The organism is Dysgonomonas termitidis, from assembly GCF_054657735.1.
In genome coordinates this window covers 3,932,564-3,945,251 of the sequence record NZ_BAAHYD010000002.1, presented here as the reverse complement: position 1 = coordinate 3,945,251, position 12,688 = coordinate 3,932,564, and the positions used below count along the sequence as shown (strand labels likewise).

The window sequence follows — 12,688 nt, the reverse complement described above, 5'->3', positions numbered from 1 at the left end:
TAAAGTTATGGCAGAAAAAACAAGATACACAGACGAGGAATTAAACGAATTCCGTGATATTATCCTCGAAAAGCTAAATAAAGCTAAGAAAGAATACGATGAATTAAGAGCGGCTATAACTAATGCCGACGGAAATGACGTAACTGATACTTCTCCTACATTTAAAGTGTTGGAAGAAGGAGCATCTACGCTATCGAAGGAAGAAGCCGGACGTTTGGCCCAACGCCAGATGAAGTTTATCCAAAACTTGCAGTCGGCACTTATCCGTATCGAAAATAAAACATACGGTATCTGCCGCGAAACAGGCAAGCTGATACCGAAAGAACGTTTACGTGCTGTACCTCATGCTACTTTAAGCATTGAGGCTAAAAATAGCGGAGTAAAATAATAAGAACAAATAAGTAGTAGATGAAAGGGAAGAAAAAATAGATGTAACGATATTTCTGTTTTTTCTTCGTTTTCTTTACGGAATTAGCATATTAATTGTATGGATAATAAAAACCGGGGACTGATAGCAATATTGGTTATTGTATTGGTTATTGTAATAGACCAGGTGTCCAAAATCTGGGTAAAAACTCATATGTCTCTATACGAGTCTATTGAGATTTCCAGTTGGTTCAAGATTTATTTTGTAGAGAATCCCGGTATGGCTTTTGGCTGGAAACTGGGAGGTAAATTGTTCCTCTCATTATTCCGTATTGTGGCCATTTTCTTTATAGGTTATTATCTGTACAGATTGGTTAAGCAAGGTTACAAAGGCGGTTACATAGCTTGTATCGCCCTTATCCTGGCCGGGGCATTCGGTAATATTATCGACAGCATATTTTATGGAGAAATATTCTCTGCCAGCTATCAGGGACATGTTGCCTCGTTTGTTTCGCTGGGAGAAGGCTATTCCAGCTGGCTTCACGGTAATGTGGTAGATATGCTTTACTTTCCGCTCATAAATGGCACATTCCCATCATGGCTCCCGGTATGGGGCGGTGAGAACTTTATATTTTTCAGCCCAATATTTAATATTGCGGATTCTGCTATTACAGTAGGTATTTTTATCCTTCTTATTTTTTATCGCAAGACATTATCGGTATCTTTGGAGAAAAAAAGATAAAGCCTGATTATGCAACAACGTACAGTCTTTTATTTCATTCTGGCTATAGTGATACTTCTCAGCTCGTGCGGGAGAAGGCCCCGTTATGTGATGCATGAGGATAAAATGACAGATGTTCTTTTCGATATGCAACTGGCGCAGGCCATATATAGGAGTGGTTCGGATTTCAGTGCCGATGAGAAGAAAGATGCCTTATTGAACGGAATACTCCAGAAGCATAATATAACACAGGCAGAACTTGATTCTTCTTTATTATGGTATTCGGATAATATAGAAATTTATAATACGATAAATGACTCGGTCGCTTCCCGCCTTAGAGCTGCAAGTAACGCGATGACATCGGTCCGGATGAATGTTTTAGGACGTAATTATTCAAATTATCTGGTACCGCCCCTCTCTTTCCTGAATGAGCAAACGCCTACCATGTCGTTTGATATAGACTCTAATAAGATAAAAACAATCGATTTACCCAAATTCTTATTAAGATTTGATGTGCAAGGGGTAAGCTCATTGCAAAAAGCAGAAGCCGCAGTCTTCTTTACGTATAAAGATACATTGGTAAAGACAATTGTGCCAATAGCTGAGAACAGACGTTATATATTTGCCAAGCCGCAATTGGCAGATAGTCTTTTAAAGAATATATCCGGTTATGTGCATGTAGAAAATAAAATAAAAGGTATATCGTCGGATGTTATATTATATAATATTTCTTATTTAGATTCAATAACTGACAATAAGCCCGTATCGGAAGAAGTATCTGCTACATCATCTTTGGCAAAACCTGCAGATAAACCGGAAATTGCTACTGCTACAGGTCTGCAAAAATAAGCTGGATATGTCAGGGAGATCAGGTAAGCAGAAATCCGTAAATAGAGAAAGAAATCTTGATTTTTCAAAAAAAGGGAGATAGACATACATGAAACGTTATTATTCTCACTATACATTTATTTATCCGGATATTTATCTTCGAAATCATATCGTAGAGGTAAGTGACGATATGAAGCAGATCAGCTTTTTCCCTTTCGACAGGGAAATAGAACGGACTGAATTTTACTCAGGATTACTGGTGTTCGTTCCGGACGGAAAGGATGAAATAATTACCAAATTGCCGGAAAATCTAAAAGAATTATCTTTTGAAAATAAATATCTTTCAGTAAATAAATGCTTTGAAGGTGTTTACAAAATGTTCCATTATCTTCAGGTAGAAGGTTGAATGGATTGCAAGGTATGAGTGAGTAAAAATAATTTTTAGTTTACTTTTGTCGTTTACTAATTAATCCAAAAAATGAAGATCGCATTTACAGTTTGTTCTAATAATTATCTGTCTCAGGCAAAAGCTTTAGGAGATTCGTTAAAGAAATATAGTCCCGAATATACATTCTTCATCGGCTTGTGTGATAGGCGGAGTAAACAGATTGATTATGACTATTATGCTCCCGCCGAAATATTAGAAGTAGAAAAGCTGGAAATACCAAATTTCAAGTGGATGACGGATAATTATAATATTATTGAGTTGAACACATCTGTTAAGCCATACTATTTTCAATATTTTCTTAATAATTATCCCGATGCAGAGATTGTAATATATTTCGATCCGGATATAAAGGTTTTTGATAATTTGGGATCGATTGAAGAAGAACTGGCCGGAAAAAGTATATTATTAACACCTCATATCCTTAGTCCGATAGCTGACGACGGAAAAGTGCCGGATGAAGCTATTTTCCTAAACTATGGTGTTTATAATCTGGGCTTTTTGGCAGTGTGTCCTACACCTGAGACAATGAAAATGTTAAAGTGGTGGTCGAATAAACTTGCTACCCAGTGTTTTGACCGTACAGAGAAGGGGATATTTGTTGATCAGTTACCAATGACCTATGTGCCTGTTTTTTATGAAGATGTACAGGTTTCTAAGAATCCGGGATATAACTTTGCTTACTGGAATTTTCATGAAAGGACAATTTCGGAGCGAGATGGAAAGTATTATATTAATGAGAAATATCCATTGGTGTTTTTCCATTTTAGTAATTTTAAACCAGTATATCCGATACATATTACTTCTAAACAAAATAGATTTTCGCTGGATAAATTGCCTGTCCTGAAACATCTGTTTTCAGAATATGCCGAAATCCTTTTGCTTAATAAATATAATGAGTTAATAAAAATACCAAATTACTATTCATTTATATATATTCAGGAGATTGTAAAAAAGAAGTCATTCTTCAGTAAAATGAAGAAGAAAAACAAAGACAGAAAGAAGATCGCAGATGAGGGTATCAGTCATTACTATTAATTATAATAATGGTACAGGTTTAGAGAAAACCATACGCAGTGTTATAAAGCAGAGCTATATCGACTATGAATATATCGTTATAGACGGAGGCTCTACCGATAGCAGCAAGCAAATTTTAGAAATTTACTCCGATAAGATAACTTGTTGGGTCAGTGAGCCGGATAAAGGTATTTACGAGGCTATGAATAAGGGTATTATCCGGGCTAAAGGGGAATTTTGCCATTTTCTTAATTCTGGTGACATCTATGCCGACGATGAAGTATTGAGGAAAATTTTCGAAAATAAAGAATACTCTGTCCCTTTATTAAGGGGAGTACAGATATGCGCTGCTGATACGGGAATATTCAGATGGCGTAATCATGGCAACAGGGATGTCACCCTATTCGATCTCTATGTAGATACCATGCAGCATCAGGCCACATTTATAAGGCGGAGCTTGTTTGATAAATACGGGTTGTATGATATAAAATATAAGATTGTGTCTGACTGGAAATTCTTTATGCAAACAATGCTTGGGGACGAAAAATCTGTTTTTCTCGATATGGATATTGTAATATTCGATATGACGGGAATCAGCAACGATCCGAAATATTACGGACTGATGTGTGAAGAACGGAATAAAGTGATCGATGAACTTATTCCTAAGACCATACGTGCAACTTTCGACCATGTAATTGAATTGGAAAAAGAAAAACGAAAATATCGGCGTTATATACGTTTGGGTAAATTCATAAATAAATTGAAAGGTAAAAAACCATAATTGCAGGAGTTATGATGAAATTGTTGATGACAATGCCGGCCATACCTTACCCGATTAATTCAGGAGGGAATAATGTTTTTTTTCAAATGATTGACAGGATAAGGAGTTATGCGGAAATTTCCCTGATAGTTCCTGTTACAGAGAAAGATGCCGAGTCGATGGCGGTTTTGATGTCGAGATGGAATAATGTACGGTTTTATTTTTACCATTCGGATAAAGAATATGATAATGAAAATGGGGGGGCTTTTTCTGTAAGGCTTTTGTCAAAGCTGAAAGCATCTGTGACCCGAAAACTTGATCGCAGGCTTAATAAGTATAAGTCTTCGGAATTGCTTCGTAGATACACTATATTGAATAATAAATCGAAACTAAATGAGGGTTTTATAAATTTTGTGTACAATGTTGTCCATTCCGATAAATTTGATTTGATTCAGATTGATTTCTTTGAATTGATAGATCTGGTGAATATCTTACCGGAGAATTTGAAGAAAGTCTTCATCCATCACGAACTTCGTTTTGTAAGGGCCTTACAGGAACTGAACCTGATGGAAACCCGTATTCCCAAGGATTATTTTTTATATAACACAATAAAGAAATTTGAAATTGCAAACCTGAATGCTTATGATGCAGTAGTGACCTTAACTAATGAGGATAAAGAAAAGCTGAAAACGGAATTGAGGAAAGATATCTTAATTGAATCTTCTCCCGTTATTGTCGATATAGAAAAAACAGAGATGCCGGAATCATATTGTTTTAAGAACAAACTGGTGTTTCTTGGAGGCAGCGACCATTATCCTAATTTTGATGCGGTTTACTGGTTTTTAAATAACTGTTGGGAAAATATAAGAAAAGCCCGGCCGGATATGGAATTTCATATAATTGGTAAATGGAATTCAAAATTGAAAAAAGAATATTCTGCCAAATATGAAAATCTGATGTTTGATGGATTTGTCGAAAATTTATCTTTAGCCTTCGAGGGAGCGGTTATGGTCGTCCCATTACGTATAGGAAGCGGCATTCGTATAAAAATAATGGATGCTGTAAATAAAGGGACGCCATTTATCAGCACTGCTATAGGTGTAGAAGGTATCGGGTTGGAAGATGGTAAAGACTGCCTTATTGCTGATGAAAGTGAGTCTTTTGTTGATGCTGTTCTGAGGTTATCAGGGAGCAATACTCTTTGTAATGAACTTCGCCGGAATGCAAAACGGAAATTAGATGTGCGCCCCGATGCTGCGCAACTGGCTAGAGTGCGATTGGATATTTATAAGAAAATACTTTCTCTCCCGTCTGAATAATCCGGTTGTAATATGGAACATAAAATTCCGAAAGTAAGCGTAATCCTTCCAAACTATAATCATGAATCTTATCTTAAGGTACGCATAGATAGTATAGTTAATCAGACATTTCAGGATTTTGAATTAATTATTCTTGACGATTGTTCGACAGATAATAGTTTAGAGATAATCAGGGCTTACGAAACATTGCCCCAAGTAAGCCATGTTGTAATAAATGAAAAAAATTCAGGTTCAACTTTTAAACAATGGAAAAAAGGCTTTGAATTGGCTCGAGGAAAATATATATGGATTGCAGAGAGTGACGACTATGCCGATTTGACTTTCTTGGAGAAGATGACGCTGTTTTTAGATAAAGATGAACGTTGCACAATTGCTTTTTGTTTGTCACGGCTGGTTGATGAAAAAGGTGTTGTTTTGCCGATACAATGGTCGCGGAAGATGAATGGCAATATTGTCCATAAGTTTGAAGGACAATTTTTTATACAAAATTATATGTCTGTGAAAAACAGTATATATAATGCAAGTATGGCTTTGTTCAGAAAGTCTGCTTTATGCTGTGTGGATAAGCATTTCATGGATTTTAGATATTGTGGTGACTGGTTTTTTTGGAACAAGATTTGTATACAAGGGAATGTTGTGCGATATGAAGAATTTCTTAATAATTTCAGGCAGCATCTTAACAAAGTTACGCCTAAGGCCGATTCTATGGGTTTAAAGTATACAGAGGGGAAATATGTTGTTGCAGATGTTATTGAAATGCTAGATCTGAATTGGGTTCAGCAAATTATAGTTAAAGGCTGTTTCTTAAAAGAGATGTATCGTTTCCCTAATTTTAAAAATAAAGGAGTAAAGAGGGTTACAATAAAAGATGTGAATAAATTCCTTAAATCCAGGAGATTTTATATCTATATATTTAGATTGGACCGGATATTTAATTTCTCGGGATTAGATATCGCAAAAAATAAGAAACTATGAAAAATTATCCAACTTCAACGATAATAGTCTCTACTTATAATTGGCCGGAGGCTTTGGCTATCTGTTTAAAGAGCATAGCCAATCAGGTAGTGTTGCCCAACGAAGTTATTGTCGCGGATGATGGGTCGAAGCAGGATACCACTGATTTAATAAACCGCGTACGCAGAACATTTCCATGCCCGCTTATACATGTTTGGCACGAGGACACCGGTTTCCGGCTTGCTGCAATAAGGAATAAAGCGATAGCGAAGGCTTCGGGAGATTATATTATTCAGATTGACGGGGATATAGTATTGGAAAGACATTTTGTAAAAGATCACCTTAGCTTTTGCCGTAAAGATTGTTTTGTGTCGGGGAGCCGGGTGAGAGTGGAAAAAGAGTTGGGCGCCAAGATGCTGACAGAAAAGAAAATAGATGTTTCACTCTTTTCCGGTGGTATAAGTAATCATTTCAATGGGTTGAGAATAAAATTTTTAAGAAATCATTACCGGTTTCGTTACAGGATGGATGATCCTTATTATGTAAAAGGTTGTAACATGGCCTTTTGGCGTGAGGATCTCTATGCTGTTAACGGTTATAACGAAGATATGACAGGGTGGGGACGCGAAGATAGCGAAGTGGCTGTCCGGTTAATAAATCTGGGAAAAAAACGCCAGTTTATTAAATTCGGAGGTGTTGAATACCATATTGAGCATTCGTTCAGCAGCAGGGACAAAGAACCTGTAAATATTGCAATTTTGGAGGAGGCGATAGCCCAAAAAATCATCTATTGTAAAAACGGACTGAGCAAATATTTATAGGACTAGTGCTTAAGGCTTGGTGATATTTTCAATTACATACTTATATTTGTCTATTATCACTTTCCAGTTATAATTAGCTTCGATATAGGCAATACCATTTTTAGACATTATTGCCTTTTCTTTTTCGGTCATGGTAAATAGCTTGTTCAAAGAATCACAGAATTCTTCTTTATTGAAATAGGCATAGCCGGCATGGCTGAGTTCAATGTGTTTTTTCAGCATATCACAATAGCCATTAACTAATACGGGTTTACCTTCAATCATCGCTTCCAAAGTGACCATCGAAAGGCTCTCGTAAGGAGATGGGATAATGAGTCCTATGCTGTTTTGAAGATAGAATGATTTTTTCTGATCGCTGATGAAGCCTGTATATATAATATCATCTGATGTGTCGACTTCATTCATGAAATTCTTTCCGATAAGAACAAGCTTGACTTTATTGCTTGACTTCTGCTTGAAATGCTTGAAATATTCGATCAATGTCTTACATCCCTTATCTTCATGTATCCGTCCGAAGTAAACAAAATAAGGAGAATCGATATCAGGACGTTCTTCGGGAATTAAAGGCTCGAAATAAGGCTTGTCACACCCGGCACCGGCAATGTCTGATCTTACATTTTGGGAAACAGGGTGCGCCGCTTCCACCCAGTCTTTTTCTGATACTGAGTTGTACATAATGAACGCCGGGGACGAGAATGTCTTGCTGAAACTGTTCAGGTGAAGAGCTGCATCATCATGAGCAATCGGAATAAGAATACTTTTTTCAGCGACGCTTCCGATGCCGGAATAGGTAGTATACTGGTAATACAGAAAAAAGATGAAGGCGTCGTATCGATCTTTATTCTCCTCTATATACTTTACTAAGGCAGGGCTGTAAGTGCCTTGTAATTCAATCCAATTATTGAACGTCTGCTTAATATTCTTATTGTACTACAGTAAGTGTGAGGAAATTGGATAATGTAAGTCCGGCCTTTTTATAATAACTATTCCTATTCAGATAATAAAACCATTTATTCTCGTTTGTCCTGTCTTTTGGTTCAGATTCAAATCTGAAGATATTTACATCGTTAATTAAATCCTCTCCTTTAGGTAATAGGAGCTATTTATGTGGTTGTCATCGTTCTCGCAGGGAGTGAGTACAGTTATATCAAATATTTCATTCAGGTGTTCAGCCAGATAACGGGCATGTAATTCCGCACCGCTATTTATTTCTTTACCATCTCGGGAAATTACAACGGCGACTTTTGATTTTCGTGTTTTCATTCCGGTTATCAGCTCTATTGTGGTTGGGTATATAGCTTTTTGTAAACTTCCATCAATGAGGCTGTACAATTCTTATCCGAGAATCTTTTTACATATTCCAGACCGTCCGCTATCATTTTTTTACAAGCCGGCTCATCATTCAGTAACCTGTTGATTTGATATGCCAACTCGTCTTTATTACAGGGATCTATATATACCGAATGTGGTCCGCCCGCCTCTTCCAGACACGATCCTATGGCACCGATTACAGGTACCCCCGAACTTTGAGCTTCTATTATTGGTATTCCAAAGCCTTCGTATAGAGATGGATATATGAATATCCGGGCCGATTGCAATATCGCCGGAAGGTCTGTTAAAGGCACGTTGCTTATAAGATGCACACGGTCTGATAGTCCATGCTCCGCCGCATAATTCAGAACCGTTTGAGCGTACTCTTTCTGTTTGCCTATAGCAACAAAATGAATATCAGGCACATCTTCTAGCGCTTTTACAATCAATAAAATATTTTTACGTTCCTCTATGCTGCCAATAGAAAGTATGAAGTTGGAAGGAAGATTGTATCTGACTTTCACTTCTTCCTTTTTCATATCGTCGGCATGCTCTTTAAAGACAGGAAAGCAGCCTTGATATACAACTTCTATTTTGGAAGGGTCTATATCATAGAATTTAATAATATCTCTTTTCGTGCATTCGCTGACAGCGACAACCTTTTCAGCCACTTTACATGCGTATTTGGCCTTTACGTTGTAAATTGTTCTGTCGACTAGCGAATAGAACTCTGGGTATCTCAGAAATATGAGATCGTGTATGGTGACAATACTTTTAACTCCGGTTCTGTTTATCCGGAATGGCAGTTCATTGCTTAGCCCGTGATATATATCTATATGTTCTCTCTCAATATCTTTGACAATGCCCATCGTACGCCAGAATGGTTTATGAGTATGCTTTAATGAATAAACAGTTTCATCTTGGTGCGTATCGTTAATTTTACTCTCATCATGTAGTTTAGGTATGAACAGCTTGTAAATATTGTCAGGGTAATATTCCATCAGATTAGAAATTACGAATCTACTGTAATTTCCTAATCCGGTAAAGTTAGAAACCGCTCGCTTGGCGTCGAATCCAATTCTCATAATATCAGGCATTTTTTTTAACCAAGGTATGGTATTGTTCCGGGGTGTTGCCTAGTATAGGTATCCCAAAATTTTTTACGATATTCAAATGTTTTCCTTAAGCAGGTTGCTTCATTAAAGTTTCGGGCTTTGGCGTATTCTTTTACAATGAAGCTTATCATTTCATCACTTCCCCATAGGCGTCTGAAATTGAAGCATGCGGCATCAAGATTTATTGGTTTATCAAATTTCATCCTGTTCAGGTCCACCAAATAGAATGTATAAGTATTTCCATTCTTCTTATAGAGGATATTTCCGGAAGAATAGTCTAAATGTAATACCTGCTTTTCGTGTAATTGGGCTGTATATAAAGCAAATTGTCTTAATAACTCTTCCCGTCCTTTTATATCTCCGTGTTGCAATTCACGCATCATACCATCGAACTCTTCATGTACTGATATATATAAACTGTATTTTAGCAAATTATATTGTTTAAGTTCCATATAAGATACCGGGTCTGGTGTGTGGAATCCTCGCTTTTTTAACATGAATGCATACAAATAGGAGCGCTTTGCCTTTGATTGCCTGATAGTCGAATATGCTATCTGATTTATAAAAAGTGGCTTCTTGAAAGACTTTACGTTCAGTTTCACCCCTTCTACATCAAAAGTCTTGATTATATTACGACCCGAATAAATAACTTCCCCGGATTGCAGGAACGCAAGAGGAAGACCTTCTATAAAATCTTCTAATTGTCTGTACTCTGCATTTATAACCATTTTTATTTTTGTCATATCTTTTAAATAAAAGAAAGTGAGGTTGCAGACCTGTTTATTCTTAAAATTCCGACGTGAAATGGAACTTTATGTCTTTAAAATCCTGCTGGGCCATCATCAGCACATAGTTAGAGTCGGCCAGGAATACATCCCGTCCTTCTTTGTCTACAGCCATGAATTGCGCTTTGCGTTTTTTAAAGTCATCTAATTGCGGTTTGTTTTCACTTTCTATCCAACATGCTTTATATAAGTTGATCGAATCCCAACGACATTGAGCTCCATATTCGTGCAACAGGCGGTATTGAATTACTTCGAATTGAAGTTGTCCGACCGTACCTATGATCTTTCTTCCGTTAAATTGATTGGTAAATAGTTGTGCAACCCCTTCGTCCATCAGCTGATCGATGCCTTTCTGCAATTGTTTTGCTTTCATCGGGTCGGCATTCTCAATGTATTTGAACATTTCAGGAGAGAAACTTGGCAAGCCTTTGAAATGAAGGTCTTCACCCGAAGTGAGTGTGTCGCCGATTTTGAAGTTACCTGTATCGGGGAGCCCTATTATATCTCCTGCATATGCCTCATCCACGGTTTCTTTTTTCTGAGCCATAAAAGCCGTGGGAGAGGAGAATTTCAGCTGCCTGTTCAGCCGGACATGCTTATAGTTTACATTTCTTTCAAACTTACCTGAGCAGATTTTGACGAATGCAATACACGATCGGTGATTTGGGTCCATGTTTGCATGTATCTTGAATATGAATCCGGTGAAAGTATTTTCTTCCGGATTTACCTCGCGCTCAATAGCTTCTACAGGACGGGGAGACGGTGCTATTTTTACAAAGCAATCCAGTAATTCTTTTACCCCGAAATTATTTAAAGCCGAACCGAAAAACACAGGGGCTATCTGACCTTTCAGATATGTATTTATATCCAGTTCGGGATATACACCGTCTATTAATTCTATGTCTTCCCTTAGTTTGGCAGCTAAGGGGTCTCCGATATGCTTTTCCAGGTCTGGACTGTTTATATCTTTGAATCCGATCGATTCGGTTACAGTCTGCTTGCTGGGAGTATACAGGTCTAATTTTTCCTGATAGATATTATAAACACCTTTGAATCGTTGTCCGCTATCTATTGGCCAGCTTAGGGGGCGTACGCCAATTTTCAGTTCTTCCTCCAGTTCATCTAGCAGTTCGAAAGGGTCTCGTCCCTCCCTGTCCATCTTGTTGACAAATATCATTACGGGAGTATGGCGCATACGGCAGACCTCCATAAGTTTACGGGTCTGCGCTTCCACTCCTTTAGCCGAGTCTACCACAATAATAACACTGTCAACCGCAGTAAGGGTGCGATAAGTGTCTTCTGCAAAATCCTGGTGGCCAGGGGTATCCAGGATATTTATTTTATAACCGTCGTATTCAAATCCCATAACTGAGGTAGCAACGGAGATACCACGTTGTTTCTCTATCTCCATCCAGTCCGAAGTGGCGGTTTTCTTTATTTTGTTTGATTTTACGGCACCCGCTACATGGATAGCACCCCCGAATAATAATAATTTTTCGGTAAGGGTTGTCTTTCCTGCATCAGGGTGACTGATAATGGCAAATGTACGTCTTTTATGAATTTCTTTTTCCAGTTCGCTCATCGATTACTTTACTTAATAATATCAAGGTCTCGGACCTGTTTGTTGCCAGTCAAAGCATAATCACGAATGTTGGTTATCATTTTAAATGCAACATTAAATATTTTCTTTTGACTTGTACGGTGCAAAAGTAATAAAAAAAGCGAAGACAATAATCTATTCCCTTTGCATTGGAGTTATTTATTTAGTAATGCGAATCAGTCGTTGGGTTTTAACGTTCAATTTTTTATTGACTACACTTCGTTCCGTCTGAATGTTCATTTTGGCATTGCCCAAAACGAACCAAAAAGCTAGCGCTCCATTCGACCTCACCCCCCGCCCTCTCCAAAGGGAGAGGGAGCCAAAACCTGTTTGCCGGCTGAATCGAACAAACGGGCTACCGCCCCGTTTGATTCTACGCCGTCTGCAACGGATTGGGTACCCCGCCTGCGGAACTAATGCGCAAGGGCTGACGCGATAGTAGGGCAAAGCCCTTAATTCAAATATGCGCCAGCCTTTAAAACGGGCGTCAAAGCATTTTTGGTTCCTTTTTTTGCTTAGGAAAAAAGGAACACAAGCAATCTCTGATTACGCGTAGTAGATAAGAATCGAACTAATTGATTCAACTATTAATTCACATTTAATCCTATCCGGCGACTCAAGGACAAAAGAAAAATATAAATCACTA

The 12,688-nt window shown here is 37.7% G+C and carries 15 protein-coding genes; 10 read left to right on the top strand and 5 right to left on the bottom strand.

Going from position 1 to position 12,688, the window contains the following annotated elements; translation table 11 throughout:
- Window positions 1-7 precede the first annotated feature (7 nt).
- The 9 genes from ACYQ3L_RS20495 (at window position 8) to ACYQ3L_RS20455 (ending at window position 7,231) form a co-directional block, all read left to right on the top strand.
- The gene (locus ACYQ3L_RS20495; RefSeq protein WP_291110144.1) at window positions 8-388 is read left to right on the top strand and encodes a TraR/DksA family transcriptional regulator; all 381 of its coding nucleotides are present in this window, start codon (window positions 8-10) and stop codon (window positions 386-388) included.
- A 99-nt stretch (window positions 389-487) separates the two neighbouring features.
- The gene (locus tag ACYQ3L_RS20490) at window positions 488-1,108 is read left to right on the top strand and encodes a lipoprotein signal peptidase (protein ID WP_379999822.1); all 621 of its coding nucleotides are present in this window, start codon (window positions 488-490) and stop codon (window positions 1,106-1,108) included.
- Window positions 1,109-1,117: 9 nt separating this feature from the next.
- Window positions 1,118-1,936, top strand: coding sequence for a DUF4296 domain-containing protein (locus tag ACYQ3L_RS20485; RefSeq protein ID WP_379999824.1), 819 nt, complete (start codon window positions 1,118-1,120; stop codon window positions 1,934-1,936).
- An 88-nt stretch (window positions 1,937-2,024) separates the two neighbouring features.
- Complete coding sequence (locus ACYQ3L_RS20480) at window positions 2,025-2,321, top strand: hypothetical protein (RefSeq protein ID WP_379999826.1); 297 nt, start codon at window positions 2,025-2,027, stop codon at window positions 2,319-2,321.
- A gap of 72 nt (window positions 2,322-2,393) precedes the next feature.
- Window positions 2,394-3,398: a glycosyltransferase family protein gene (locus ACYQ3L_RS20475; protein WP_379999828.1), complete on the top strand. Its 1,005-nt coding sequence runs from the start codon at window positions 2,394-2,396 to the stop codon at window positions 3,396-3,398.
- Window positions 3,373-4,158 carry a glycosyltransferase family 2 protein gene (locus ACYQ3L_RS20470; RefSeq protein WP_379999830.1) on the top strand — a complete coding sequence of 262 codons (786 nt, stop codon included), beginning with the start codon at window positions 3,373-3,375 and terminating at the stop codon, window positions 4,156-4,158. Before ACYQ3L_RS20475 ends, ACYQ3L_RS20470 begins: the two co-directional genes overlap by 26 nt.
- 11 nt (window positions 4,159-4,169) lie before the next feature.
- Window positions 4,170-5,456, top strand: coding sequence for a glycosyltransferase (locus ACYQ3L_RS20465; RefSeq protein WP_379999832.1), 1,287 nt, complete (start codon window positions 4,170-4,172; stop codon window positions 5,454-5,456).
- A gap of 12 nt (window positions 5,457-5,468) precedes the next feature.
- Window positions 5,469-6,431, top strand: a complete 963-nt coding sequence (locus ACYQ3L_RS20460) for a glycosyltransferase family 2 protein (protein WP_379999835.1) — start codon at window positions 5,469-5,471, stop codon at window positions 6,429-6,431.
- Window positions 6,428-7,231, top strand: a complete 804-nt coding sequence (locus ACYQ3L_RS20455; RefSeq protein WP_379999837.1) for a glycosyltransferase family 2 protein — start codon at window positions 6,428-6,430, stop codon at window positions 7,229-7,231. Before ACYQ3L_RS20460 ends, ACYQ3L_RS20455 begins: the two co-directional genes overlap by 4 nt.
- 9 nt (window positions 7,232-7,240) lie before the next feature.
- Here ACYQ3L_RS20455 and ACYQ3L_RS20450 read toward each other — a convergent pair whose 3' ends face one another.
- Window positions 7,241-7,906 carry a glycosyltransferase family 4 protein gene (locus ACYQ3L_RS20450; RefSeq protein WP_379999839.1) on the bottom strand — a complete coding sequence of 222 codons (666 nt, stop codon included), beginning with the start codon at window positions 7,904-7,906 and terminating at the stop codon, window positions 7,241-7,243.
- Between the two features lie 60 nt (window positions 7,907-7,966).
- On the opposite strand from ACYQ3L_RS20450, the gene ACYQ3L_RS20445 reads away from it, so the two are divergent.
- On the top strand, window positions 7,967-8,095 hold the full coding sequence (locus tag ACYQ3L_RS20445) for a hypothetical protein (RefSeq protein WP_379999841.1): 129 nt from the start codon (window positions 7,967-7,969) through the stop codon (window positions 8,093-8,095).
- Between the two features lie 207 nt (window positions 8,096-8,302).
- Here the strand turns inward: ACYQ3L_RS20445 and ACYQ3L_RS20440 are convergent, their stop codons facing one another.
- Genes ACYQ3L_RS20440 through ACYQ3L_RS20425 form a run of 4 tightly spaced genes read right to left on the bottom strand, consistent with a single transcriptional unit; the run spans window position 8,303 to window position 12,024 of the window.
- Window positions 8,303-8,494, bottom strand: a complete 192-nt coding sequence (locus ACYQ3L_RS20440) for a hypothetical protein (RefSeq protein ID WP_379999844.1) — start codon at window positions 8,492-8,494, stop codon at window positions 8,303-8,305.
- A 14-nt stretch (window positions 8,495-8,508) separates the two neighbouring features.
- Complete coding sequence (locus ACYQ3L_RS20435; RefSeq protein WP_379999846.1) at window positions 8,509-9,627, bottom strand: glycosyltransferase family 4 protein; 1,119 nt, start codon at window positions 9,625-9,627, stop codon at window positions 8,509-8,511.
- Between the two features lie 17 nt (window positions 9,628-9,644).
- A complete protein-coding gene (locus ACYQ3L_RS20430; protein WP_379999848.1) occupies window positions 9,645-10,400 on the bottom strand; it encodes a lipopolysaccharide kinase InaA family protein in 756 nt (251 codons plus the stop codon).
- A 43-nt stretch (window positions 10,401-10,443) separates the two neighbouring features.
- Complete coding sequence (locus ACYQ3L_RS20425; RefSeq protein ID WP_379999851.1) at window positions 10,444-12,024, bottom strand: peptide chain release factor 3; 1,581 nt, start codon at window positions 12,022-12,024, stop codon at window positions 10,444-10,446.
- Between the last annotated feature and the right edge of the window lie 664 nt (window positions 12,025-12,688).